The organism is Variovorax sp. N23, assembly GCF_025486315.1.
In the GTDB taxonomy this organism is placed as follows: Bacteria; Pseudomonadota; Gammaproteobacteria; order Burkholderiales; family Burkholderiaceae_C; genus Variovorax.
This window is the reverse complement of record NZ_JAOOPY010000002.1, coordinates 118,818-143,384: the sequence shown is the minus strand read 5'-3', so window position 1 is coordinate 143,384 and position 24,567 is coordinate 118,818. Positions and strand designations below refer to the sequence as shown.

The 24,567-nt window shown below is 68.4% G+C and carries 23 protein-coding genes and 1 tRNA gene; 16 read left to right on the top strand and 8 right to left on the bottom strand.

Features of this window, described 5'->3' with window-relative positions; all coding sequences use genetic code 11:
* Nucleotides 1-46 precede the first annotated feature (46 nt).
* Together N8A90_RS03640 and N8A90_RS03635 are read left to right on the top strand one after the other, a co-directional pair.
* Nucleotides 47-859, top strand: coding sequence for an ABC transporter ATP-binding protein (locus tag N8A90_RS03640; protein ID WP_262073289.1), 813 nt, complete (start codon nt 47-49; stop codon nt 857-859).
* Entirely contained in the window at nt 856-2,100 is a 1,245-nt protein-coding gene (locus tag N8A90_RS03635; protein WP_262073288.1) for a phenylacetate--CoA ligase family protein, read from the top strand. Before N8A90_RS03640 ends, N8A90_RS03635 begins: the two co-directional genes overlap by 4 nt.
* Nucleotides 2,101-2,182: 82 nt before the next feature.
* Here N8A90_RS03635 and N8A90_RS03630 read toward each other — a convergent pair whose 3' ends face one another.
* Nucleotides 2,183-2,677, bottom strand: a complete 495-nt coding sequence (locus N8A90_RS03630; protein WP_262073287.1) for a GNAT family N-acetyltransferase — start codon at nt 2,675-2,677, stop codon at nt 2,183-2,185.
* Nucleotides 2,678-2,923: 246 nt separating this feature from the next.
* On the opposite strand from N8A90_RS03630, the gene N8A90_RS03625 reads away from it, so the two are divergent.
* Together N8A90_RS03625 and map are read left to right on the top strand one after the other, a co-directional pair.
* Nucleotides 2,924-3,178: a ParD-like family protein gene (locus N8A90_RS03625; protein WP_262073286.1), complete on the top strand. Its 255-nt coding sequence runs from the start codon at nt 2,924-2,926 to the stop codon at nt 3,176-3,178.
* On the top strand, nt 3,178-3,969 hold the full coding sequence (gene map / locus N8A90_RS03620) for a type I methionyl aminopeptidase (RefSeq protein ID WP_262073285.1): 792 nt from the start codon (nt 3,178-3,180) through the stop codon (nt 3,967-3,969). Before N8A90_RS03625 ends, map begins: the two co-directional genes overlap by 1 nt.
* 37 nt (nt 3,970-4,006) lie before the next feature.
* On the opposite strand, the gene N8A90_RS03615 is transcribed toward map, so the two are convergent.
* Nucleotides 4,007-4,684 (bottom strand): glycosyltransferase, encoded by a 678-nt coding sequence (locus tag N8A90_RS03615; protein ID WP_262073284.1) that lies wholly within the window; start codon nt 4,682-4,684, stop codon nt 4,007-4,009.
* Nucleotides 4,685-4,933: 249 nt separating this feature from the next.
* Between N8A90_RS03615 and N8A90_RS03610 the strand changes: the two genes are divergently transcribed.
* Nucleotides 4,934-6,277: a cytosine deaminase gene (locus tag N8A90_RS03610; protein WP_262073283.1), complete on the top strand. Its 1,344-nt coding sequence runs from the start codon at nt 4,934-4,936 to the stop codon at nt 6,275-6,277.
* A 1-nt stretch (nt 6,278) separates the two neighbouring features.
* On the opposite strand, the gene N8A90_RS03605 is transcribed toward N8A90_RS03610, so the two are convergent.
* Complete coding sequence (locus N8A90_RS03605) at nt 6,279-7,271, bottom strand: SDR family oxidoreductase (RefSeq protein WP_262073282.1); 993 nt, start codon at nt 7,269-7,271, stop codon at nt 6,279-6,281.
* Between the two features lie 227 nt (nt 7,272-7,498).
* On the opposite strand from N8A90_RS03605, the gene N8A90_RS03600 reads away from it, so the two are divergent.
* Nucleotides 7,499-8,476: a tripartite tricarboxylate transporter substrate-binding protein gene (locus N8A90_RS03600; protein WP_262073281.1), complete on the top strand. Its 978-nt coding sequence runs from the start codon at nt 7,499-7,501 to the stop codon at nt 8,474-8,476.
* Nucleotides 8,477-8,569: 93 nt separating this feature from the next.
* On the opposite strand, the gene N8A90_RS03595 is transcribed toward N8A90_RS03600, so the two are convergent.
* On the bottom strand, nt 8,570-10,681 hold the full coding sequence (locus N8A90_RS03595; protein ID WP_262073280.1) for a PQQ-dependent dehydrogenase, methanol/ethanol family: 2,112 nt from the start codon (nt 10,679-10,681) through the stop codon (nt 8,570-8,572).
* Nucleotides 10,682-10,819: 138 nt separating this feature from the next.
* Between N8A90_RS03595 and N8A90_RS03590 the strand changes: the two genes are divergently transcribed.
* From N8A90_RS03590 to N8A90_RS03575, 4 genes are all read left to right on the top strand, one after another.
* Complete coding sequence (locus N8A90_RS03590) at nt 10,820-12,100, top strand: helix-turn-helix domain-containing protein (RefSeq protein WP_262073279.1); 1,281 nt, start codon at nt 10,820-10,822, stop codon at nt 12,098-12,100.
* A gap of 79 nt (nt 12,101-12,179) precedes the next feature.
* Nucleotides 12,180-13,202, top strand: coding sequence for a thiamine pyrophosphate-dependent dehydrogenase E1 component subunit alpha (locus tag N8A90_RS03585; protein ID WP_262073278.1), 1,023 nt, complete (start codon nt 12,180-12,182; stop codon nt 13,200-13,202).
* Complete coding sequence (locus N8A90_RS03580) at nt 13,193-14,173, top strand: alpha-ketoacid dehydrogenase subunit beta (protein WP_262073277.1); 981 nt, start codon at nt 13,193-13,195, stop codon at nt 14,171-14,173. The genes N8A90_RS03585 and N8A90_RS03580 overlap by 10 nt, the downstream gene beginning before the upstream one ends.
* A 75-nt stretch (nt 14,174-14,248) precedes the next feature.
* Nucleotides 14,249-15,265: a Bug family tripartite tricarboxylate transporter substrate binding protein gene (locus N8A90_RS03575; RefSeq protein WP_262073276.1), complete on the top strand. Its 1,017-nt coding sequence runs from the start codon at nt 14,249-14,251 to the stop codon at nt 15,263-15,265.
* A 2-nt stretch (nt 15,266-15,267) separates the two neighbouring features.
* On the opposite strand, the gene N8A90_RS03570 is transcribed toward N8A90_RS03575, so the two are convergent.
* Together N8A90_RS03570 and N8A90_RS03565 are read right to left on the bottom strand one after the other, a co-directional pair.
* A complete protein-coding gene (locus tag N8A90_RS03570; protein WP_262073275.1) occupies nt 15,268-15,594 on the bottom strand; it encodes a DUF1840 domain-containing protein in 327 nt (108 codons plus the stop codon).
* 5 nt (nt 15,595-15,599) lie between these two features.
* A complete protein-coding gene (locus N8A90_RS03565; RefSeq protein WP_262073274.1) occupies nt 15,600-16,865 on the bottom strand; it encodes an SAM-dependent methyltransferase in 1,266 nt (421 codons plus the stop codon).
* A gap of 99 nt (nt 16,866-16,964) precedes the next feature.
* On the opposite strand from N8A90_RS03565, the gene N8A90_RS03560 reads away from it, so the two are divergent.
* Genes N8A90_RS03560 through N8A90_RS03535 form a run of 6 tightly spaced genes read left to right on the top strand, consistent with a single transcriptional unit; the run spans nt 16,965 to nt 23,849 of the window.
* The gene (locus tag N8A90_RS03560; RefSeq protein ID WP_262073273.1) at nt 16,965-19,316 is read left to right on the top strand and encodes a bifunctional salicylyl-CoA 5-hydroxylase/oxidoreductase; all 2,352 of its coding nucleotides are present in this window, start codon (nt 16,965-16,967) and stop codon (nt 19,314-19,316) included.
* Nucleotides 19,317-19,799 carry a MarR family winged helix-turn-helix transcriptional regulator gene (locus N8A90_RS03555; protein WP_262073272.1) on the top strand — a complete coding sequence of 161 codons (483 nt, stop codon included), beginning with the start codon at nt 19,317-19,319 and terminating at the stop codon, nt 19,797-19,799. It begins immediately after the preceding gene.
* Nucleotides 19,796-20,650: an enoyl-CoA hydratase family protein gene (locus N8A90_RS03550; protein WP_262073271.1), complete on the top strand. Its 855-nt coding sequence runs from the start codon at nt 19,796-19,798 to the stop codon at nt 20,648-20,650. The genes N8A90_RS03555 and N8A90_RS03550 overlap by 4 nt, the downstream gene beginning before the upstream one ends.
* Before the next feature lie 2 nt (nt 20,651-20,652).
* Nucleotides 20,653-21,840 (top strand): acyl-CoA dehydrogenase family protein, encoded by a 1,188-nt coding sequence (locus N8A90_RS03545; protein WP_262073270.1) that lies wholly within the window; start codon nt 20,653-20,655, stop codon nt 21,838-21,840.
* 3 nt (nt 21,841-21,843) lie between these two features.
* A complete protein-coding gene (locus tag N8A90_RS03540; RefSeq protein WP_262073269.1) occupies nt 21,844-23,454 on the top strand; it encodes an AMP-binding protein in 1,611 nt (536 codons plus the stop codon).
* Nucleotides 23,451-23,849 carry a RidA family protein gene (locus N8A90_RS03535; RefSeq protein WP_262073268.1) on the top strand — a complete coding sequence of 133 codons (399 nt, stop codon included), beginning with the start codon at nt 23,451-23,453 and terminating at the stop codon, nt 23,847-23,849. The genes N8A90_RS03540 and N8A90_RS03535 overlap by 4 nt, the downstream gene beginning before the upstream one ends.
* A 169-nt stretch (nt 23,850-24,018) precedes the next feature.
* On the opposite strand, the gene N8A90_RS03530 is transcribed toward N8A90_RS03535, so the two are convergent.
* Together N8A90_RS03530 and rplQ are read right to left on the bottom strand one after the other, a co-directional pair.
* Nucleotides 24,019-24,095, bottom strand: a tRNA-Met gene (locus tag N8A90_RS03530).
* Nucleotides 24,096-24,113: 18 nt separating this feature from the next.
* Nucleotides 24,114-24,515, bottom strand: a complete 402-nt coding sequence (gene rplQ / locus N8A90_RS03525; RefSeq protein WP_262073267.1) for a 50S ribosomal protein L17 — start codon at nt 24,513-24,515, stop codon at nt 24,114-24,116.
* Between the last annotated feature and the right edge of the window lie 52 nt (nt 24,516-24,567).

The following is a 24,567-nucleotide window of genomic DNA, read 5'->3' as shown; positions in this document are numbered from 1 at the left end:
GAAAGGCACGCGACATCGGCGCCTTTCGCATGCTTCGGACACCACCATGAGCGAACCCAACATCCTCCTCAACGTCAACTGCATCGAGGTCATCTACAACCACGTGATCCTGGTGCTCAAGGGCGTCTCGCTCACGGTGCCCGAAGGCGGCATCGTGGCGCTGCTCGGCGGCAACGGCGCGGGCAAGACCACCACGCTGCGCGCCGTGAGCAACCTGCTCGCGGGCGAGCGCGGCGCGGTGACCAAGGGCACGATCGAGCTGCGCGGCGAACGCATCGAGGCGCTCACACCCTCGGCGCTGGTGCAGCGCGGCCTGGTGCAGGTGATGGAAGGCCGCCACTGCTTCGCACACCTCTCCATCGAGGACAACCTGCTGACCGGCGCCTACACGCGCACCGACGGCAAGGCCGCGGTGGCCCAGACGCTGGAGAAGGTCTACGCCTACTTCCCGCGGCTGAAGACGCGGCGCACCTCGCAGGCCGCCTACACCTCGGGCGGCGAGCAGCAGATGTGCGCCATCGGCCGCGCGCTGATGGCCAACCCGACGATGGTGCTGCTCGACGAGCCGTCGATGGGCCTGGCGCCGCAGATCGTCGAGGAGGTCTTCGCGATCGTGAAGGACCTGAACGAGAAGGAGCGCGTGACCTTCCTGCTGGCCGAGCAGAACACCAACATGGCGCTGCGCTTCGCCGACTACGGCTACATCCTGGAGAACGGCCGCGTCGTGATGGACGGCGAGGCGAAGGGCCTGCGCGAGAACGAGGACGTCAAGGAGTTCTACCTTGGCGTCGGCGGCGCCGACCGCAAGAGCTTCCGCGACGTGAAGAGCTACAAGCGCAGGAAGCGGTGGTTGGCATGAACGACTTCTACGACAAGTTCGAGGTGCGCGACCCGGCCGAGCGCGAGGCCGACCTGCTCGCCGCGCTGCCCAAGCAGTTGCTGCATGCGCAGACGGCAGCGCCGGCCTTCGCGGAGATCCTGGCGGGCATCGACTGCGCCGCCATCACCAGCCGCGAAGCGCTGGCGCGCCTGCCGGTCACGCGCAAGTCCGAACTGCTGGAGCGCCAGAAGCAGCATCGCGCGAGCGACCCCTTCGGCGGCTTCAGCGCCACGGTGCGCGGCCCGTCGATGCTGCGCGTGTTCGCCAGCCCCGGCACCATCTACGAACCTGAAGGCGCATCGCGCGACTACTGGCGCACCGCGCGTGCGCTGCATGCCGCGGGCTTCCGCGCCGGCGACCTGCTGCACAACAGCTTCAGCTACCACATGACCCCGGCCGGCGCGATCCTGGAAAGCGGCGCGCACGCCCTGGGCTGCACCGTGTTCCCGGGCGGCACCGGGCAGACGGAGCAGCAGCTCGACGCCATGGTCGAGCTGCGGCCCGACGGCTACCTCGGCACGCCGAGCTTCCTGCGCATCCTGCTGGAGAGAGCCGCGGCGACGAATGTCCAGTTGCCCAGCCTGACCCGCGCACTGCTGTCGGGCGAAGCCTTTCCGCCGAGCCTGCGCGACTGGCTGGCCGAACGCGGCATCGACGGCAAGCAGTGCTACGCCACCGCCGACCTGGGCCTGATCGCGTACGAGACCAGCGCGCGCGAAGGGCTGGTGCTCGACGAGGGCGTGCTGCTGGAGATCGTGCGCCCGGGCACCGGCGACCCGGTGCCCGAGGGCGAGGTGGGCGAAGTCGTCGTCACCACCTTCAACCGCGACTACCCGCTGGTGCGCTTCGGTACCGGCGACCTGTCCGCCGTGCTGCCCGGCCCCTGCCCCACCGGCCGCACCAACACGCGCATCAAGGGCTGGCTCGGCCGCGCCGACCAGACGACCAAGGTGCGCGGCATGTTCGTGCACCCGGGCCAGGTCGCTGCGGTGATCAAGCGCTTCCCGGCCGTGCTGCGCGCCCGCCTGGTGGTCGAGGGCGAGATGGCCGACGACCGCATGACGCTCCACGTCGAGACCCCGGCCGACGAGACCCTCGAACCGCGCATCGCCGAAGCGATGCGCGACGCCACCAAGCTGCGCTGCGACGTGGTGCGCGTGGCACCGGGCACGCTGCCGAATGACGGGAAGGTGATCGAGGACGCGCGCAGCTACAAGTAGGCGTCGCGTCGTCCAGAGCGACCATTCAGGAGAGAGACGCTCAACGTTTGCCTTGTAGTCCCCCGTCGCCGCAGTCCGACCGCTACGCACGCAGCAGGGCCATCGCGACGGCGTCGAAGTACTGGCCGTCCAGCCTGAAGGCACGGCGCAGCAGACCTTCGCTCGCGAAGCCGTGGCGTTCGTACAGCGCCCTGGCTTTTTCGTTGTCGCAGCGCACGAACAGCTCGATGCGGGTCAGGCCGGAGGCCCAGGCGGCTTCCACGGCAGCGCGAAGGAGCGCCGAGCCGATGCCTCGTCCCCTTGCCCCTGAGACGACGCCCATTCCCAGGCTGCCGACGTGCGCGCGCGCTTGCCCATGTGTCGGCAAGACGTCGCACCATCCGACGACCACGCCGTCCACGGTCGCGACCCGGAGGCACCACTGGTTGGAGAGCACGGAGGCGTAGAACGCCAGTGCCTGCTCCGGAGGCGGTGCCTCTGTGAAGGCAAGGAAGCGCTGCTCGCGTGCCACAGAATCCAGCGCTTCTCGAAGGCCGGAAAAATGCCGCTCTTCCAATGGTTCAATAGACAGCGTCATGGCGCTTGCTTCATTTGGTCATTTCCCAGCTTGAGCATCTGCAGCGCTTCGTCAGCCACACGTTGCGAAGGTGAAGATGCCGACATCTCTGCGAGCATCATCGTTTTGCGCAGTCGCTTCCCTTGCTGGGTCTCCTCGGCATTGAATGAAGGTCGGATTCTGCCGGAGGGGTGATGACCGACGGCCAGGCGCCATCAACCACATGAAACGTATACAATTCATATACGTTTCATTCAAAGGCTGTCGATGGGTATCGTCAAGATTTCAGACCTGATGCACGAGAACCTGCGCGTCGCAGGGAACGCGCTCAGCAGGTCCATCAATGCGCAGGCAGAGCACTGGATGCGGGTCGGCATGCTGACCGAGATGCATCCGGAACTGGACCACCGGGAGATCTGCCAGCTGTTGATACGGGCCGAACTCGCGGGCGGCCTGGACATCACCATGGCTGCCACGCCCCAGCCTGCCAAAACGCGGGCGACCGCGACGGGCAAGCACTGATGGCGCACGGCGTTCCCATCAAATCCGCCGAGGAGCTGGAGATGGCGCGGCGCGCCGGCCGGCTCGCCGCGGAAGTGCTCGACATGATCGCGCCCCACGTCGTGCCGGGCGTGAGCACGGAAGCGCTCGACCGCATCTGCCATGACCACATCGTGAATGTGCAGGGCGCCATCCCCGCCAACGTGGGGTACCAGGGCTATCCGAAGACCATCCTCACCTCCGTCAACCAGGTGGTGTGCCACGGCATCCCCTCCGCGGCCAAGATCCTGAAGAGGGGTGACATCGTCAACATCGATGTCGCCGTCATCAAGGAGGGCTGGTTCGGCGACACCAGCCGCATGTACTTCGTCGGCGAGCCCAGCACCCTGGCCCGGCGGCTCGTGGAGACGACCTACGAGGCCCTGCGGGCCGGCATCCGGCAGGTCAAGCCCGGCGCGACGCTGGGCGATGTGGGCCATGCCATCCAGTCGGTCGCCCAACGCGAGCACTTCAGCGTGGTGCGCGACTACTGCGGGCACGGCATCGGCCAGATCTACCATGACGAGCCGCAGGTGCTGCACCATGGGCGGCGCGGGGAGGGGCTCGCGCTCGAACCGGGGATGGTCTTCACCATCGAGCCGATGCTCAACGCGGGCCAACGCGAGACCCGGCAGTTGCCCGACGGATGGACGGTGGTGACGAAGGACCGGTCGCTGTCCGCACAGTGGGAACACATGGTGGCGGTCACGCCCGAGGGCTACGAGGTGCTGACGCCTTGGCCGGGCGGCACGGGTGCCTACGCGCCGCTTTGAGCGCGCAAGTCAACTCAGCTCAAGCGGCGCTCCTCGCTCAGCAGGCGCGTCGGCCTGCGACCTCGCGCAACAGCATCGCCGCGTGATCGGTGTCGGCATCGGCCCAGGAGAAGTCGGCGTCGGGGTAGTGGCCCATCCAGTCGCGGTAGCGCACCAGGCCGGCGCGCACGCCGTGGTAGTGCGCGAAGTCCGGGCCGTACTCGGTGTTGGCGGACCAATGCGTGGCAACCACCGGCGTGCCCATTTCGAGGAACTCGCGGATGTTCAGGCCGTAGGCCTCGGCGCGGTGCAGCGACAGGTAGGCGTCGGCCATCCGTTGGAACGCGACCTGCTCGGCATCCGAGAAGTCCTGCTGCACCAGGCGGATGTTGCCGGCCGCGCCGATCATCTCGCGCAGCTCGTGCTCGACCACCTGCGTCGCCGACGAACAGCGCAGCTTGATCAGCAGCACGCGGTCGGCCCGGTCGCCGAAGGCCTTCTGCCAGGCCTCGACGTGGGCCCACGGGTTCTTGCGTTCCGGGCACGCCTTGATGTCCATGATCACGATGCCGAGGAACGCGCTGGCGGACACGTCGAAGGCGGCGCGGTCGGCCGCCGGGATCGCGAGGTCGACGGTGACATGGTGCGGCACCACCACCACGGGCAGCGTCGAGGCATCGCGGATCGCGGCGCGCGAGAAGGCAGAAGGCGTCCAGACCTCGTCGACGATGCGCAAGGCGAAACGCCAGGCCCGCGGGAAGACCTCGTTCTCTCAGGCCCAGAGCCCCGTGCGGTGGGTCCAGCGCCGCAGCGCGCGCGGGAAGCGGCGGAACTGCTGCGGCGCGAGCGGCACGGAGAACAGCGGGTGAGGGTCGGGCGGGGACATGGTCGGCGTGGGAATTGCATGCAGGGAAGCGGCCCGCGATCCTACCTGCCGCCCTCCCCGGCGGCGGCAGGGCGGACCGCCTTCGGCCATACTTTTCCCATGACCCATTCCTTCTTCCAACCGCCCGCGCAAGACGTCTACGTGCTGCGCAACGTGCGCGCCCCGCGCTGCCTGTTGAAGGCCGACCTGCCGCCGGCCGAGCTGCGCAGCGATGGCGACCTGGTCGCCATCGACCTGCGCATCGCCCACGGCCGCATCGACGCCATCGCGCCGGCCGGCAGCTTCGATGCCGCGAGCGGGCCCGACCTCGACGCATCGATGGTGCTGCCCGGCATGGTCGACGTGCACACGCACCTCGACAAGGGCCACATCTGGCCGCGCCAGCCCAACCCGACCGGCGACGGGGCCGGTGCGAGCGCGGCGACCGGCCGCGACCGCGTGGCCAACTGGCACGCCGAAGACGTGCGGCGCCGCATGGACTTCGGGCTGCGCACCGCCTACGCCAAAGGCGTGGTCGCGATCCGCACACACCTCGACTCACTGGCGCCGCAGGCGGCGATCTCGTTCCCGGTGTTCCGCGAGATGCGCGAGCGCTGGGCGGGGCGCATCGAGCTGCAGGCCTCTTCCATCGCACCGCTCAACATCTTCCTGACCGACGAAGGCCGCCAGCTCGCCGACATCGTGGCCGAGAGCGGCGGGCAACTGGGCTGCGTCACCAAGTCGATGTCCTACCCCGCCGACACGATGCCGCCCGACCTGGACGAAGCGCTGGTGCGGGTGTTCCAGCTCGCGGCGCAGCGCGGGCTGAACGTCGACCTGCATGTCGACGAATCGACCGACCCGGCGGCGCGCGCACTGATCCGCGTGGCGCGCACGGCCATCGCACAGAAGTTCAAGGGCCGCATCCTGTGCGGCCACGTGACCTCGCTCGCGCTGCAGGCCGACGACTTCATCGAAGAGACGATCGCGGCCTGCCAGGAAGCCGGCATCGACATCGTCAGCCTGCCGACGGTCAACATGTACCTGCAGGACCGCAGCCCCGAGGCCCGCACCCCGCGCTGGCGCGGCGTGACGGTGCTGCACGAAATGAAGGCGCGCGGCCTGCGCGTGGCGGTGGCCGGCGACAACTGCCGCGATCCCTTCTATGCCTACGGCGACCACGACATGCTCGACACCTTCACCCAGGCGGTGAAGATCCTGCACCTCGACCATCCGCTGGGCGACTGGATCCGCGCGGCGACCGAGACGCCCGCCGCCATCATGGGCATCGACCGCGGCACGATCAAGGTCGATGCGCCGGCCGATCTGCTGGTGCTCAAGGCGCGCAACTACTCGGAGATGCTCGCGCGCGCGCAGTTCGACCGCACCGTGATCCGCGCCGGCCGCGCCATCGACACCACGCTGCCCGACTACCGTGAACTCGACGACCTGATGGCCGCCTGAGTCAGATCGCGGCCACGCTGCCCGTCACCGGCAACACGATGCCCGTGATGTAGCCGGCGCACACCGGGGACGCGAGGAAGACATAGGCCGGCGACAGCTCCTCCGGCTGCGCCACGCGCTTGAAGTCGGTTTCCTTGCCGAACTTGCGCACGTCGGCTGCGGTCTTGTCCGCCGGGTTGAGCGGCGTCCACACCGGTCCGGGCGCGACGGCATTGACGCGGATGCCGCGGTCGATCACGTTGAGCGCGAGCGCCTTGGTGAAGGCGTGGATCGCCCCCTTCGTGGCCGAGTAGTCGATGAGGTTGCGGCTGCCCTGCAGGCCCGTGCGCGAACCCGTGTTGATGATCGACGCGCCGTTCTTCAGGTGCGGCAGCGCCGCGCGCGCCATGCGCATGTAGCCGCCGATGTTGGTCTGCAGCGTGAGGTCCAGCCGTTCGTCGCTGATGTCCTCCAGCGCATCGGCATGCATCTGGAAGGCGGCGTTGTTCACCAGCACGTCGAGCCGGCCGAAAGCCTTGACGGTGCGCTCCACGGCGCGCTGGCAGAAGGCGCTGCGGCGCACGTCGCCCTGGATCAGCAGGCAACGACGGCCCTCGGCCTCGACCGCGGCCTGCGTCTCCTCGGCGTCGGCCTTCTCGCTGAGATAGACGATGGCGACATCGGCGCCCTCGCGCGCGAACAGCACGGCCACGGCCCGGCCGATGCCCGAATCGCCGCCGGTGACGATCGCGCTCATGCCGGCGAGCTTGCCGCTGCCTTCGTAGCCGGGCGCGGTGTAGCGCGGCCGCAGGGTCATGTCCTTCTCGCGGCCGGGCTTGGCCAGTTTCTGGCCGGTCAGCGTCTCGGGCTGCACACGGGCGCCGGCCTGCACGGCCTTCGACTTCTTGCGGGCGGCGGGTGCGGCGCGGTCCCGCGCGTCCTGGCTGCGCTGGATGGCGCGGTGGCGTTCGACGAGTGGGCGGGTGGTGGTTTTCGAAGCGGGCGTGCGGGCCATGAGCGGAGACTCCTTGGAGGCGAAAGCAGTGCATGCTCGCGCCGCCTCGTGGCCCCGGCTGTCGTCCAACGCCGCACGCGAGGCGCCGAATAGTGCACCGTTCCGTGGCACGAATAGTCCGAGTGAGATGCGCACAAATGCCTGCCGACTCAGGGCTTTTCGGGATTCTTCGCCTCGCATTCAGCCGATAAGATCGCGCCCTTTCGACCCTCCGGAGTGTTTGCACCATGAAGAAATTGCTCGCCCTGACCGCCCTCGCCGCGGCCGCCACAGGCGCCCTGGCCCAGGACTTCCCGGGCGGCAAGCCCATCACCATCGTGGTGCCCTTCGCCGCCGGCGGCCCGACCGACCGCGTCGCGCGCGACCTGGCCGAAGCGCTGCGCAAGCCACTCGACGGCGTCAGCGTGGTGATCGACAACACGGCCGGCGCCGGCAGCACCATCGGCAACGCCAAGGTGGCCCGCGCCAAGAACGACGGCTACACGCTGCTGCTGACGCACGTCGGCATGGCCACCACCCCGGTGCTCTACCGCAAGCTGCCCTACAACTACGAAACCGACTTCGAGTACCTGGGCATGATCAACGACGTGCCCATGACCATCATCGGCAAGCCGCAGCTCGAAGCGAAGAACTTCAAGGAAATGCGCGAGTGGATCAACAAGAACCCGGGCAAGGTGAACCTGGGCAACGCCGGCATCGGCTCGGCCTCGCACCTGTGCGGCCTGCTGCTCCAGACCGAACTCAAGACCGAGATGACCACCGTGCCGTACAAGGGCACCGCGCCGGCCATCGCCGACCTGCTGGGCGGCCAGATCGACCTGCTGTGCGACCAGACCACCAACACCACGAGCCAGATCGAGGCCAAGAAGGTCAAGCCCTACGCCGTGACCACGCTCAAGCGCCTGACCACGCCGGCGCTCAAGGACATCCCCACGGCCGACGAGTCGGGCCTCAAGGGCTTCCAGGTCACGATCTGGCACGGCCTGTACGCGCCCAAGGGCACGCCGGCGCCGGTGCTCAAGAAGCTGAACGACGCCCTGAAGGTCGCGCTGAAGGACCCGGAATTCATTAAGAAGGAAGAGGGCCTGGGCGCGGTCGTGGTGACCGACAACCGCGTGGAGCCGGCCGAGCACAAGAAGTTCGTGATGTCCGAAGTGGCGCGCTTCGGCCCGGTGATCAAGGCTGCGGGCGTATACGCAGACTGAGCCTGCGCCTCGCCTGAAACACGAAAGCCGCGGGTCCCCGGGACCGGCGGCTTTTTTCATGCGCCGGCGATGCACCGGCGATCCCTCGGCGCGCTACTTCGGCCGGATCGCATCCGCCGTGCCCTGGATGAAGGCCTTGAGGCTGTCGATGTCGTCGTCGGAGAGCTTGCCGGTGAAGTCCGGCATGCCACGGGCCATGGCGGGCCCCTTGCGCACGAACTTGTCGAGATTCTCGATGAACGTCGCGTCCATGTAGCCGAGGTTCGGGATGTTGCCGCCGCGGTCCACGCCCGGCACGCCGTGGCAGAACACGCAGTTGGCGACATAGAGCAACGTGCCCGCCTGCACCTTGGCCTGGTCGTAGCTCACGCCCTGCAGCAGCTTGGCCATGCGGTACGCCACGAACGCCGGCATCTTGGCCGTGCCACCGACCGCGAAGGTGTAGACGGTTCCCGGCCCCTGCCGCTCCGTCGCGCGCTGCGACAGCCCGTACACGCCGCCCCAACCCACGGCCACCGACACGTACTGCTTGCCGTCGACCATGTAGGTCGCCGGTGCCGCCACCACGCCGGTGCCGGTGGGGGTCTCCCAGAGCTTGGTGCCGTTCCTCGCGTCGTACGCCACCAGGCGGCCGTCGGCCGTGCCCTGGAAGACCAGGTTGCCGGCGGTCGTGAGCGTGCCGCCGTTCCAGGGCGACGCGTAGTCGACGCCCCAGGCCTCCTTCTGCGCCACCGGGTCCCAGGCGACCAGCCGGCCGAAGGGCTTGCTCTTGGGCGCCTCGGCGTTGGCGAATTTCGCGGTGTTCCAGCCCAGCGCGGCATGCGGCCGGCCGGGCTTGTCCTCGTCGAACTTCCAGTCCTTGTCGTCCATCAGGTTCAGCGGCACGTGCTGCGCGGGCAGGTAGGCCAGGCCGGTCTGCGGATTGAAGGACATCGGATGCCAGTTGTGCGCACCGAAGGGGCCGGGGATCGCGTCGTAGGGCTTGCTGCCGTCGCGTGCGGCCGCCAGTTCGATCGGCCGGCCGTTCTTGTCGAAGCCCGTGGCCCAATTGACTTCGGTGAAGTTCTTGGCCGACACGAACTTGCCGTTGGTCCGGTCGATCACGAAGAAGAAGCCGTTCTTCGGCGCATGCAGCAGCACCTTGCGCGACTTGCCGTCGATCTGGAGGTCCGCCAGGATCATCGTCTGCGTCGAGGTGTAGTCCCAGTTGTCGCCTGGCGTCTCCTGGTAGTGCCACTTGTACGCGCCGGTGTCGGGGTCGAGCGCCACCACCGAGCCGAGGTACAGGTTGTCGCCGCCCTTCGGGCTGCGCTGCTTGTGCGACCAGGGCGAGCCGTTGCCGGTGCCCACGTACATCAGATTGAGCTCGGGGTCGAAGGCGAAGCTGTCCCATGCGGTGCCGCCACCACCGGCCTCCCAGTACTTGCCACTCGGGTCCCAGGTCTTCGCGGCACGCGCCATCGAGGCGTCCTCGAAGGGCTTGGACGGGTCGCCCGGCACCACGAACCAGCGCCACTTCTGGTCGCCCGTCTTCGCGTCGTAGGCCGTGACGTAGCCACGCACGCCGTACTCGGCCCCGCCGTTGCCGATGATCACCTTGCCCTTGAAGACACGCGGCGCGCCGGTGATGGTGTAGCTGCCCTTCTGGCCTTCGATCGTGTTCTTCTCCCAGACTTTCTGGCCGGTGGCCGCGTCGAGGGCGATCAGCCTGCCGTCGTAGGCCGCCACGTAGACCCGGCCCTGGTAGAGCGCCACACCGCGGTTCACGACGTCGCAGCAGCCACGAAAGCCCTTCGATTTGTCGACCTGCGGATCGAAGGTCCAGAGCCGGCGTCCGGTGCGCACGTCGATGGCGTGCACCACGCTCCAGGAGGCGGTGACGTACATCACGCCGTCGACCACCAGCGGCGTGGCCTCCACCCCGCGCGTCGATTCGAGGTCGTACGACCAGACCAGGCCCAGGTCCTTCACGTTGGCCGCGTTGACCTGGTCGAGCCGGCTGAAGCGGGTCTCGGCGTAGTCGAGTCCGTAGCTGGGCCAGTCGGGCGTCCTGCCTGCGTTCTGCCGGATGAAGTTGCCGTCGACCTTGGCCGCGGCGACCTGGACGTGGGCGGCCGAGCCGGGGGCCGCGGGTTGCGCGTGGGCCGGCAGAAGGCCCGCGCACAGCCATGCGCCGAGCGCGATGGCGCCGGTGATGCTTCTCATCGTGTCGTCTCCTTGCTGTTGTTCTGGTGCCAAGGATGTTCCTGCCAGGCGCTTTGTTCATCCTCGGGATTTCCCGGACCCGCGACTGTTCCATTGCGGAACACAGTCGGCAGGTCGCATCACCGCAGGCAGCGCCCCATGGCTCACCGCACGCCCACGTCAGACGCCGTCCCTCGCCAGCTCTTCCCCAGCACCGCCGCCCAGCGGACCGCGCTCGCGCGGCGTCGCTTCTTCGAGGAGGGCATTCGCCCCTCGGGCCTGGTGGGCGAAGCGGTCATCCAGTCGTGGATGCGCTGCAGCCGCCTCCACCGCGATCAGACGCGCGCCGTCCCCTTCGACCCGGTGACGCCCAGTCGCCGGCAATCGGTGCTGCAGCGCAACCGGACGCTGATCGAAGCGGCCGGGCCCGACCTGTTCTCGATGGAAGGCACGCTCGCCGGCACCGACTGCCGCGTGATCCTGACCGATCGCGACGGCGTGGTGCTGCATGCCACGCACCACCCCACCGCCGCGCAGCAGCCCGTGCTGCGCGCGACGTCGCGCGTGGGCGTCAACATCGCCGAAGGGCTGGTCGGCACGACCGCGCCGGGCATCGTCGCCCAGACCGGGAAGGCCTGCACGGTCGATGGCGCCGAGCATTACTTCGACGCGCTGCAGGGCATGCAATGCGCGGCCGCGCCGATCCGCGACGTGCAGGGGCGACTGGCCGGCGTGCTCGATCTGACGGCGGAGCAGCGCCGCTTCGGCTTCGATGCCGCCGCGATGGTCGGCCTGTACGCGACGACCATCGAGAACCGGCTGATGCAGGCGCAGTCGCGCGAGCAGCTGGTGCTGCGCTTCCAGGCGCACCCGACGCTGCTCGGCACGCCGCTGGAAGCGCTGGCGGGCGTGTCGTCCGACGGGCGCGTAGCCTGGCTCAACGATGCCGCTGCACGCCTGCTCGGCGGCCTGCCCGGCGACGACGAGGCACGCGCCGTCGAACGGTTGCTCGGCCACGATCTGGCCGGTCTGCTGCGCATGGGCCGCAGCGACACGGCCCTGGCGCTGCGCCTGCCGAGCGGCCTGGGCGTGTGGCTGCAGGCCGCGCTGCCATCGGGCAACGGCACGGACTTCCGGCATGCGGTGATCGCCAGCCGTTCGCACACCGCGGTGGCGGACGACGTGCCCGCGCGGGCGCCGCCCGACGCCGCCGCGCCCGGCCCGTCCGCCGCGACATCGCAGGCGCCATCGCCATCGCCATCGCCATCGGCCACGGCGGAGACGCTGCGCGCGCACGACCGCAGGCTGATCGAAGACACGCTCGCCGCCCAGGGCGGGAACATCTCGCAGGCGGCGCGGCAGTTGGGCGTGTCGCGCGGCACGCTCTACCGGCAGCTTCGCCGCGGGTCAGAGGCACGGAACCCCACGCCTGGAGGTTAGCCCTCAGCGCAAGGGCCGCAGGCTTCGTTACGATCGCCGGGACGCGCTTCGACAGAAGGCGCACTGGAGACAAGACGAGATGGATCCGAACTTTCCGCCGGCGGAGCGCGCGCGCTCGCTCTATCGAACGATGGTGCGCATCCGCGCCTTCGAGAATGCCGCCGAGATCGCCAGCCAGGGCGGCGTCAGCGCCTACGGCCAGCAGGCCACCGGCACCGTTCGCGTGCGCGGGCCGCTGCACCTGTCGACCGGCCAGGAGGCGGTGCCCGCCGGCGTGTGCGTGCACCTGAAGCCGGCCGACTACCTCACCTCCACCCACCGGGGCCACGGCCACACGCTGGCCAAGGGCGCCGACCTGGGCCGGATGATGGCCGAGCTCTTCGGCAAGGCGACGGGCTTCAACGGCGGCAAGGGCGGCTCGATGCACATCGCCGATTTCTCGGTCGGCATGCTGGGCGCCAACGGCGTGGTGGCGGCGGGCCTGCCGATCGCCGTGGGTGCGGCACATGCACAAAAACTTCAGAAGAAGGACGCGATCACCGTCTGCTTCTTCGGCGACGGCGCGATCAACCGCGGGCCTTTTCTCGAATCGCTCAACTGGGCGCAGGTGTACGGCCTGCCGGTGCTCTTCGTCTGCGAGGACAACCGCTGGAGCGCCACCACCGCCAGCGGCCCGATGACGGCCGGCGACGGGGCCTCGGCGCGCGCCGAGGCGCTCGGCATCGCGGCGACACCGGTCGATGGCAACGACGTGTTCGCGGTGCATGCCGCCGCCGCGCGGCTGGTGGACACGGTGCGCAGCGGCAGCGGGCCACGCCTGCTGCACGCGCTGACCTACCGGGTGAAGGGCCATGTGTCGGTCGACCTCGCCGCCTACCGCGACCCGGCCGAGCTGGCCGCCGCGCTGGAGACCGACCCGATCGCCCGCGCGCGGGCCGCCTGCCTGCGTGCGGGCATCGCGGCCGCGGCGCTCGACACCGCCGACGCCGACGCGCAGGCGGAGGTCGAGGCCGCACTGGCCGCCGCGGCCGAGGCCCCCTGGCCCGATGCCGCAACGGCGTTCACCGATGTCCAGACCACCGGAGCCGGCCAATGGCGCTGACGACCCGTCCTGTCGAGATGCGCTACGCCGAAGCGGCGGTCCTCGCGGTGCAGCGCGAGATGGAAGCCGACCCGGCCGTGGTCGTGCTGGGCGAGGACGTCGGCCGCGGCGGCATCTTCGGCCAGTACCAGGGCCTGCAGCAGCGCTTCGGCGACCAGCGTGTGATCGACACGCCGATCAGCGAGGCGGCGATCATGGGCGCCGGCGTCGGCATGGCGCTGGCGGGCCTGCGCCCGGTGGTCGAGATGCGCGTGGTCGACTTCGCGCTGTGCGGCATGGACGAGCTGGTCAACCAGGCCGCCAAGAACCGCTTCATGTTCGGCGGCCAGGGCCGGGTGCCGCTGGTCGTGCGCATGCCGGGCGGCATCTGGGACGCCTCGGCGGCGCAGCATTCGCAATCGCTGGAGGCCTGGTTCGCGCACATGCCGGGGCTGGTGGTGGTGAGCCCGTCGACGCCGCAGGACAACCACAGCCTGCTGCGCGCGGCGATGCAGTGCGGCGATCCGGTGGTCTACATCGAGCACAAGGCGCTCTGGGGGCTGCGCGGGCCGGTCGACGAAACCGTCGCGATCCCGCTGGGCCAGGCGGCGCGGCTGCGCGAGGGCGACGCGCTCACGCTGGTGAGCTGGGGCAAGCAGGTGCACGCCTGCGCCGAGGCCTGCGACGCCCTGGCCGACCAGGGCATCGCGGTCGACCTGATCGACCTGCGCACGCTGTGGCCCTGGGACCGCGAGACGGTGCTCGAATCCTGCGGCCGGACGCGGCGCCTGCTGGTGGTGCACGAAGCGGTGCAGGCGGCCGGCTTCGGCGCGGAAATCGCCGCGACGGCGGCCGAGGCCACCGGCTGCCGCATCGCGCGCCTGGGTGCGCCGCGCATTCCGGTCGGCTACGCGGCGGTGCTGGAGGCGCAGTCGCGCATCGGCACGGAGGCGATCTCGGCCGCAGCGCGCCGGTTGATCGGCCGACCTTGATCGGCATCAAGAGGCGTTTCTGAACGGGGGTTTTACCTGCGACACCGCACCCGCGTTCGCCTGTACAACCCGCGGATGAACTTTTCTACCCGTCCCTCCCGCCGCGTCGTCCTTTCCGCTACCGCAGCCGGCGCCCTTCTCCTGCTGTCCGCGCCGACCTGGGCGCAAGGCAGCTGGCCCACCAAGCCGGTGCGCATCGTCGTGCCCTTCGCGGCCGGCGGCACCACCGACATCCTGGCGCGCGCGATGGCGCCCGAACTCTCGAAGGCCTTCGGCCAGCAGTTCATCGTCGACAACCGCGCAGGCGCCGGCGGCAACGTGGGCAGCGACATCGTCGCCAAGTCGCCGAACGACGGCTACACGCTGCTGATGGGCACCGTCGGCACGCATGGCATCAACCGCGCGCTGTATCCCAAGCTGCCCTTCGACCCGATCAAGGACTTCGTGCCGATCACGCTGGTGGCCGCCGTGCCGAACGTGATGGAGATGAACACCGAGAAGGCGAAGGAACTGAACATCCGCAACGTGCAGGACTTCATCAAGTACGCCAAGGCCAACCCGGGCAAGCTCAACATGGCGTCGAGCGGCAGCGGCACCTCGATCCACCTGGCGGGCGAGCTGTTCAAGAGCATGACGGGCAGCTTCATGACGCACATCCCGTACAAGGGCTCGGGCCCTGCCCTGATGGACATGGTCGGAGGCAACGCGGACGTGATGTTCGACAACCTGCCGTCGTCGATGCAGCAGATCAAGGGCGGCAAGCTGGTGGCGCTGGCCGTGACCAGTTCGAAGCGCTCGCCTGCGTTGCCCAACGTGCCGACGGTGGAAGAAGCCGGCGGCCCTCAGCTCAAGGGCTTCGAGGCCAGTTCGTGGTTCGGCCTGCTGGCGCCGGCCGGCACCCCGCCCGACATCGTCAACCGTATCCAGCAGGAAGTTGCCAAGTCGCTCGGCACGCCGGCGATGCAGGAAAAGCTGCTGGCGCAGGGCGCCATCCCCAGCGGGAATTCACCCGCCGAGTTCGCCAAGCACATCGAGCGCGAGCACGCGAAGTGGGCGAAGGTGGTGAAGGACTCCGGCGCGAAAGTGGACTGAGGCTAGACGCCCCAGACGACGTCCTTGCCCTCCGCGGCGGAGCGCTTGAGCATGTCGATCAGCGGGGCGGCCCGCTGGTGCAGTGCGACGTGCTCGCGCTCGGCGGGCTCTTCGTGGTCCTCGGCGGCGAACGGGTCGCCGTTGTGCCGGTGCCGGTCGTGCTCCAGGCGGACGGCCTCTTCGAGCGCCGCGATGGCGGCCGGGATCTGCTCGCTGGTGATGATGCCCTGCGGACCGGGGGCCTTGCCGACGATGTCCAGCAGGTGGCGGGCGCTGGGTTCGAGCATCACGACATCGGCGGTCGCCTGCGATTTGAAGCGGTAGAGCATGTTGTTTACTTGTAGATGAAGTCCCGGGCGAAAGGGTACACCGATTGGGCACCCCGCATCGGGCCCTTCGCCACATCGCCGTCCGGTCGCGTGGCCAGCATCTGGTGCAGCGAGATCCACCCCCGCTCGAAACTCATCGCCGAACCGGCCAGGTACAGCCGGTAGGCGCGCAGGATGCGCTCGGCGCGCGCGTCGTCGCTGCTGGTGCGGCGGAGCACGGCACGCGCCTCGTCGAGCTGCGCTTCCAGCGCGTCCGACCAGGCCCACAGCGTGCGCGCGTAGTGCGGCCGCAGGTTCTCGGTGTCGACCATCTCCAGCCCGGCCCCGGCCATGTCGCGCAGCACCTGGGTCACGTGCAGCAGCTCGCCGCCCGGGAAGATGTATTTCTCGATGAAGTCCCCCATGCCGGCGCCCAGTTGCTGGTAGTCGAGCCGCCCGGAAGTGATGCCGTGGTTCATGACGAGGCCGCCAGGGGCCAGCAGCCCGTGGATCTGCTGGAAGTAGGTCGGCATGTTGGTGCGGCCGACGTGCTCGAACATCCCGACCGACGAGATCTTGTCGAAAAGCTGGGCCGGGTCGAGCTCGCGGTAGTCGCGCAGCTCGACCCGCACCCGCCCCTGCAGGCCCTTCTCCTCGATGAGCCGCACGACGTGCGCGTGCTGGTTCTTCGACAGCGTGATGCCGGTGGCGTCCACGCCGTAATGCTCGGCCGCCCACAGCAGCAGGCCGCCCCAGCCGGAGCCGATGTCGAGGAAGCGCTCGCCGGGCTGGAGCATGAGCTTGCGGCAGATGTGGTCGAGCTTGGCTTCCTGGGCCTGGGCCAGCGACAGGTCGGGGGTGCGGTAGTAGGCGCAGGAATACACGCGCCGCGCATCGAGCCAGAGCGCGTAGAAATCGTCGGAGACGTCGTAGTGGAACTCGATCTGCGCGGCATCCTTGCCCAGCGTGTGCAAGCCGCGGGACTTGGCCCGACGCATCATGCGCGACCACCAGCTGGTGTCCGTCTCGACCGGGTTGCCGGGCAGGAGACCGGCGGCGGCATCGGTCAGGTCGCGCATGGCGCCTTCGATCTGCACCCGCCCCTCGACGTAGGCCTCGCCGATCGCGCCGACCTGTCGCGCGGCCAGCTTGGCGAGCGAGGTCCAGTCGGTAAAGGCCAGCGTCACCCGGGAGCCGGGCTGCGACACGGTCCTGCCGTCAGGCAGCTGGAGCGCGATGGGAACCGGCAGCGACGCCAGTTGCGATTTGATTTTGGGTATCAGGCTGGCCATGTCGATGATTTTTGCCACCACGGTCGCGCCCGTCAACCGGCCGTCCGGATGACCCTGTCCCCATTGACACCAGAATGTTTATGTCTAAACTATTTATTCATGAACATCCTCGCACCCGGACTCCAGCGCATCCTCTGTATCGGCGGCGGCCCCGCGGGGCTGTATTTCGCCCTGTTGATGAAGGCGCGGCACCCGCATCTCGACATCACCGTGGTCGAGCGCAACCGCCCGTTCGACACCTTCGGCTGGGGCGTGGTGCTGAGCGACCAGACGCTGGCCAACCTCCAAGTGGCCGAGGCCGGGACGGCCCGCATGATCGGTGAATCCTTCCACCATTGGGACGACATCCAGGTCTTCTTCAAGGGCGGGCAGGTGCGCTCCAGCGGCCACGGCTTCTGCGGCATCGGCCGCAAGCGCCTGCTGAACATCCTGCAAGAGCGCTGCCTCGAACTGGGCGTGAACCTCGTGTTCGAGACCGACGCCACCGACGACCAGGCGCTGGCCGCACAGTACGGCGCCGACCTGGTGATCGCCAGCGACGGCCTCAACAGCCGCATCCGCACGCGCTACGCCGAGGCGTACCAGCCCGACATCGACCTGCGCAAGTGCCGCTTCGTCTGGCTCGGCACGCACCAGACCTTCGACGCCTTCACCTTCGCGTTCGAGGAGACCGAACACGGCTGGTTCCAGGCGCACGCCTACCAGTTCGACGAGACCACCTCGACCTTCATCGTCGAGACGCCCGAGGAGGTCTGGAAGGCACACGGCCTCGACCAGATGGAGCAGCCCGAAGCCATTGCCTTCTGCGAGAAGCTGTTCGCCAGGTATCTGGGTGGGCATTCGCTCATCAGCAATGCGTCGCACCTGCGCGGCTCGGCCAACTGGATCCGCTTCCCGCGCGTGATCTGCAAGCATTGGACGCACCGCGTCGACATCGGTGGCAAGACCGTGCCGGTCGTGCTGATGGGCGACGCAGCCCACACAGCCCACTTCTCGATCGGCTCGGGCACCAAGCTGGCCATGGAAGACGCCATCGACCTGGCCGACGAATTCGGCCACGGCGGCAGCATCGACGAGGTGCTCGTCGGCTACGAGGCACGCCGCAGCGTCGAGGTGCTGAAGATCCAGAACGCCGCACGCAACTCGACCGAGTGGTTCGAGAACGTCTCGCGCTACACCGGCATGCAGATCGAGCAGTTCGCCTATTCGATGCTCACGCGCAGCCAGCGCATCAGCCACGAGAACCTGCGCCTGCGCGACGCGGCCTGGCTCGGCGGCTACGAGAAATGGCTGGCGGGCGGCCAGCCGATCCCGCCGATGCTCACGCCCTTCAAGGTGCGCGGCCTCGAACTGAAGAACCGCATCGTGGTCTCGCCGATGGCGACCTACAGCGCGGTCGACGGCGTGCCGCAGGATTTCCACCTGGTGCACCTGGGTGCACGCGCCATGGGCGGCGCGGCGCTGGTCTTCGTCGAGATGACCAGCCCGACGCCCGAAGGCCGCATCACGCCGGGCTGCCCCGGCCTCTACACCGACGAGCAAGGTGCGGCCTTCAAGCGCATCGTCGACTTCGTGCATACGCAGAGCAGCGCGAAGATCGGTATGCAGCTCGGCCACAGCGGCCCCAAGGGCTCGACGCAGGTCGGCTGGGAAGGCACCGACGAGCCGCTGCCCGACGGCAACTGGCCGCTGATGGCCGCGAGCGCCCTGGCCTACGGCGAGCAGAACCAGACGCCGGCCGCGATGACACGCACCGACATGGACCGGCTGCGCGACCAGTTCGTGGCGTCGACGAAGCGCGCGGCCGAGGCCGGCTTCGACTGGCTCGAGTTGCACTGCGCGCACGGCTACGTGCTCGCGTCCTTCCTGAGCCCACTCACCAACCAGCGCACCGACGAGTACGGCGGTGACATCGCGGGGCGCGCTCGCTACCCGCTCGAAGTGTTTGCCGCGATGCGCGCGGCCTGGCCCGAAGAGCGACCGATGAGCGTGCGCATCTCGGCGCACGACTGGGCGCCCGGCGGCAACACCGACGACGACGCGGTCGCGATCGCGCGCCTGTTCAAGGACGCCGGCTGCGACTTCATCGACGTGTCGTCCGGCCAGACCACGCGCAACGCCAAGCCGATCTACGGCCGCATGTACCAGACGCCCTTCGCCGACCGCATCCGCAACGAGGTCGGCATCGCGACCATCGCGGTCGGCGCCATCACCGACGCCGACCAGGCCAACAGCATCATCGCGGCCGGCCGCGCCGACCTGTGCGCCGTCGCGCGCCCGCACCTGGCCGACCCGGCGTGGACGCTGCACGAGGCCGCCAAGCTGCAGAGCCGCGACGTCGAGTGGCCGAAGCCCTACACGGCAGGCCGCGACCAGATGTACCGCGAGATCGCCAAGCAGCAGGCGATGGCGGCGGTGCCGGTGAAGGTCGCCAGCGAAGAGGAGCGCTGAATGGACCTCGAAGCCCGCGCGCACAGCGAACACCCCGACGAACTGCGGTTGTGGCTGCGCCTGCTCACCTGCACGCAGCTCATCGAGAAGGAAGTGCGCAACGGCCTGCGCGAGCAGTTCGCGACCACGCTGCCGCGCTTCGACCTGATGGCGCAGCTCGAGCGTTCGCCCGAAGGCCTGAAGATGAACGAGCTGTCGCGCCGCATGATGGTGACCGGCGGCAACGTGACCGGCATCACCGACCAGTTGGTGGCCGAAGCGTTGGTGGAGCGCGTGAATGTCGAGGGCGACCGGCGCGCCTGGCGCGTTCGCCTCACCGTGCGCGGCCGCAAGCTCTTCCATGAGATGGCGCAGCAGCACGAGGCCTGGATCGTCGAGGCCTTCGCCGGCCTCAACGCCAAGGAGATCTCGCAACTCCACAAGCTGCTCGGCAAGGTCAAGCAGCACACCACCCCCCTTACGACCACGGCGGAGACGGCATGAAGCATTACATCGGCGCGGGCAACCCCATGCACGCGCAATTCGAGGCGAAGGCCGGTTACACGGCCACGCACTTTCAGTGGTCCTACGAGGACGGCGTGGGCACCGTCACGCTCAACCGGCCCGAGCGCAAGAACCCGCTGACCTTCCAGTCGTACGCCGAACTGCGCGACCTGTTCCGCGCCCTGCACTTCGCCAACGACGTGAAGGCGGTGGTCGTCACCGGCGCCGGCGGCAACTTCTGCTCGGGCGGTGACGTGCACGAGATCATCGGGCCGCTCACGAAGATGCGCATGCCCGAGATGCTCGAGTTCACGCGCATGACGGGCGACCTGGTGAAGGCGATCCGCCAGTGCCCGCAGCCGGTCATCGGCGCCATCGACGGCATCTGCGCCGGGGCCGGCGCGATGATCGCGCTGGCCTGCGACCTCCGCTACGGCACGCCCTCGGCACGCACCGCCTTCCTGTTCACGCGCGTCGGCCTGGCCGGTGCGGACATGGGTGCCTGCGCCCTGCTGCCGCGCATGATCGGCCAGGGCCGCGCGTCGGAACTGCTGTTCAGCGGCCGCGCCATGACGGCCGACGAAGGCCTCGCATGGGGCTTCTTCAACGCGCTGCATCCGAGCGATGCCGTGCTCGCTGCGGCGACCCGGATGGCCCGCGACCTCGCCGCCGGCCCGACCTTCGCGCACGGCATGACGAAGACGATGCTGTCGCAGGAGTGGTCGATGACCATCGAGCAGGCGATCGAGGCCGAGGCGCAAGCACAAGCCATCTGCATGCAGACGGCCGACTTCACGCGCGCCTATGAAGCCTTCGCGGCCAAACAGAAGCCGGTCTTCGGCGGAGACTGAGCATGTCGGCCCCCAAGATCGATCCATCCATTGCGCACCTCGCGCTGCCCTTCTTCGACGATGCGCACCGCTCACTCGCGCGCGGGCTGCTGCCGTGGGCCGCATCGCAGGACGTCGACGAGCGCGACGACCGCGCCGCCTGCCGCGACTGGGTGAAGCGCCTGGGCAGCGGCGGCTGGCTGCGCTACTGCGTGCCCGCGGCTTTCGGCGGTGCACTCGAACGGCTCGACTCGCGCGCGCTCGTGCTGCTGCGCGAGACGCTCGCCTTCCATTCGCCGCTGGCCGACTTCGCCTTTGCGATGCAAGGCCTGGGCAGCGGCGCGATCACGCTCGCCGGCAGTGCGTCGCAACAGGCCGAGTACCTGGGTGCCGTCGCGCGCGGCGACAAGATCGCGGCCTTCGCACTGAGCGAACCCGAGGCCGGCTCCGATGTCGGCGCGATGGCGATGCAGGCCGTCGACACCGGCGCGGCCTGGCGGCTCGACGGCGCGAAGACGTGGATCAGCAACGGCGGCATCGCCGACTTCTACTGCGTGTTCGCGAAGACCGAACCCACCGGCGGCACGCGCGGCATCACCGCGTTCATCGTCGATGCCGATGCCCAGGGTCTGGACGCGAGCGAACACATCCAGGTGATGGCACCGCATCCGCTCGCGACGCTGCGCTTTGGTGCCTGCGAGGTGCCTCACGGTGCACAGCTCGGTGAGCTGAATGGCGGCTTCAAGCTGGCGATGCGCACGCTCGACATCTTTCGTGCGTCGGTGGCCGCCGCCGCACTCGGCATGGCTCGGCGCGCACTGAGCGAAGCCATCGCGCACGCGAAGTCGCGGCGCATGTTCGGGCAGACGCTGGCCGACTTCCAGCTCACGCAGGCCAAGCTCGGCGACATGGCCGCACTCATCGACAGTGCCGCCTTGCTGACGTACCGCGCCGCATGGATGCGCGACGAAGGCGAACGCACCGGCCAGCCCTTCGGCGACTACACCGCGGCCGCCGCGATGGCCAAGATGTGCGCCACCGAAAACGCACAGCGCGTGATCGACATGGCGCTGCAGATGCACGGCGGCCTCGGCGTGCAAGTGGGCACGAAAGTTGAGAGCCTCTACCGCGACATCCGCGCGCTTCGCATCTACGAAGGCGCGACGGAGGTCCAGCAACTCATCATCGGCAAATCCGTCTTGCGGGAGTAGACCTTGAGCGCACAAATCGACCGTTTCGTCCACGATGGGCTGCCACCGCCCGAGCTGCTGCCGGTCTTTCGATACGACCTGCCGGAACTGCAGTTGCCCGACCAGTTGAACCTGGTCGAGGAACTGCTCGACAAGGCCGCAGCCAAGGGCTTCGCCGACAAGCCGATGCTGCGTTCGCCCACGCGCACGCTCACCTATGCGCAGGCGGCGGTCGAAGTGAACCGCATGGCGCAGGTGCTGACGGAAGACCTCGGCCTGGTGCCTGGCAACCGCGTGCTCTTGCGCGGTGGCAACTCGATTCCGATGGCGCTGGCGTGGCTGGCTGTGGTGAAGGCCGGGCTCATCGCCGTGGCGACGATGCCGCTGCTGCGCGCGCGCGAACTCAACGACATCATCGAAAAGTCCAAGCCCGCCGTCGCACTGTGCGAGGCGAAGCTCATCGACGAGATGCTGATCTCGCAGCAGGCGAACCCGACCTTGCGGAAGGTGCTCGCCTTCAAGTCCGACGCACCGGATGCGCTCGAAGCGCTCGCCGCGACGAAGAGCGGCGTGTTCTCCGCGTGCCCGACCTCGGCTGACGACATCGCCCTGCTGGCCTTCACATCGGGCACCACCGGCAAGCCCAAGGCGCCCGCCACCACGCACCGCGACGTGCTCGCGATGTGCGAGACCTGGCCGCGCCATATTCTCAAGGCGACGAGCGACGACATCGTGATGGGCTCGCCGCCGTTGGCCTTCACCTTCGGTCTCGGCGGCCTGCTGGTCTATCCGATGTGGGCCGGCTCGTCGATCTACTACCCCGACATCCCGTACACGCCGGAAGGCATGGTCAAGCTGATCAACGAGACCGGCGCGACCATCGTCTACACCGCGCCGACCTTCTACCGGCAGATGGCGCCCTTTGCCAAGCAGCATGGCGTGCCGACGCTGCGCATCACGGTGAGCGCCGGCGAGGCGCTGCCGGATGCGACGCGACAGTTGTGGAAGGACGCGACCGGCATCGAGATGCTCGACGGCATCGGCGGCACCGAGGTGTTTCACATCTACATCTCGGCGGCTGGCCACGAGGTAAAGCGCGGCGCCATCGGCAAGGCGGTGCCGGGCTTCATCGCCAAGGTGGTCGACGACGACGGCAACGAGGTGCCACGCGGCACCGTCGGCAAGCTCGCGATCCAGGGCCCGGTGGGCTGCCGCTATTTCGACGATGCGCGCCAGACCGCCTATGTGAAGAACGGCTGGAACTACCCCGGCGATGCCTTCAGTCAGGACGATGACGGCTACTTCTTCTACCAGTCACGTGCCGACGACATGATCATCACCGCCGGCTACAACGTCGGCGGCCCGGAGGTCGAAGACGCCCTGCTGCAACACCCAGCGGTGGCCGAATGCGGCGTTATCGGCAAGCCCGACGACGACCGCGGCATGATCGTCAAGGCCTACTGCGTGCTCAGGCCCGGTCACACCGGCGATGCCGCACTGTGCAAGGCGCTGCAGGACCACGTCAAGGCCACCATCGCCCCCTACAAGTACCCGCGCGAGATCGAGTTCGTCGACGTGCTGCCCCGCACCGAAACCGGCAAGCTCCAGCGCTTCAAACTGAGACAGACATCATGATGAACAAGCTTCTTCAACCCGCCGGCTGGTTGCCGCCCAAGGGCTATGCCAACGGCATCGCCGCGCGTGGCACGCAGATCTTCGTCGGCGGCCAGATCGGCTGGAACGGACAGCAGCAATTCGAGAGCGACGACTTCATCGCCCAGTGCGGGCAGGCGTTGCGCAACATCGCCGAGGTGCTGCGCGAAGCCGGCGCCGGTCCGGAGCACATGGTGCGCATGACCTGGTACATCACCGACCGCGACGAGTACAACGCACGTCTGTCCGAACTCGGCCCGGTCTATCGGGATGCCATGGGCCGCAACTTTCCCGCGATGACCTGCGTGCAGGTGGCCGCGTTGGTCGAGGCGCGCGCCAAGGTCGAGATCGAAGTGACGGCCGTGCTGCCAGACTGACCGGATCCAACCGATCAAATAAAACCAGGAAGGGGCTGCGGCCCCTTTTTCCTTGATTTTTCGCCGCTGTGCTTGGCGCTGTGTTTCGCCGCTGTGTTTGCACTGCTCGTGCGGCGCGGCTCGTCGCCAAAAACAAAAAGGCCCTGTTCGAAAACAGGGCCTTTCAATTTGGTTGCGCGAGCAAGATTTGAACTTGCGACCTTTGGGTTATGAGCCCAACGAGCTACCAGGCTGCTCCATCGCGCGGCAAGATGGAATTATAGCTTATTCTGAAGCGGTCTGCTCATCGGCAGCCACTTCTTTCACGTCGGGACGGTCGACCAGTTCGACGAGCGCCATCGGGGCGTTGTCGCCCACGCGGAAGCCCATCTTCAGGATGCGCGTGTAGCCACCCGGACGCGTGTTGTAGCGCGGGCCCAGTTCGGCGAAGAGCTTCACGACGCTGTCGCGGCTGCGCAGGCGGTCGAAAGCCAGGCGCTTGTTGGCGAGCGTCGGCTTCTTGGCCAGCGTGATCATCGGTTCGATGACGCGGCGCAGTTCCTTGGCCTTGGGGACCGTGGTCTTGATGACTTCGTGCTCGATGAGCGAATTCATCATGTTCTGCAGCATCGCGAGGCGGTGCGAGCTGGTGCGGTTGAGTTTGCGGAGGCCGTGACCGTGACGCATGGTGATGTTCCTTTGAGGTTTCTAATAAAGGCAGCCGTGTCAGGTACTGCCC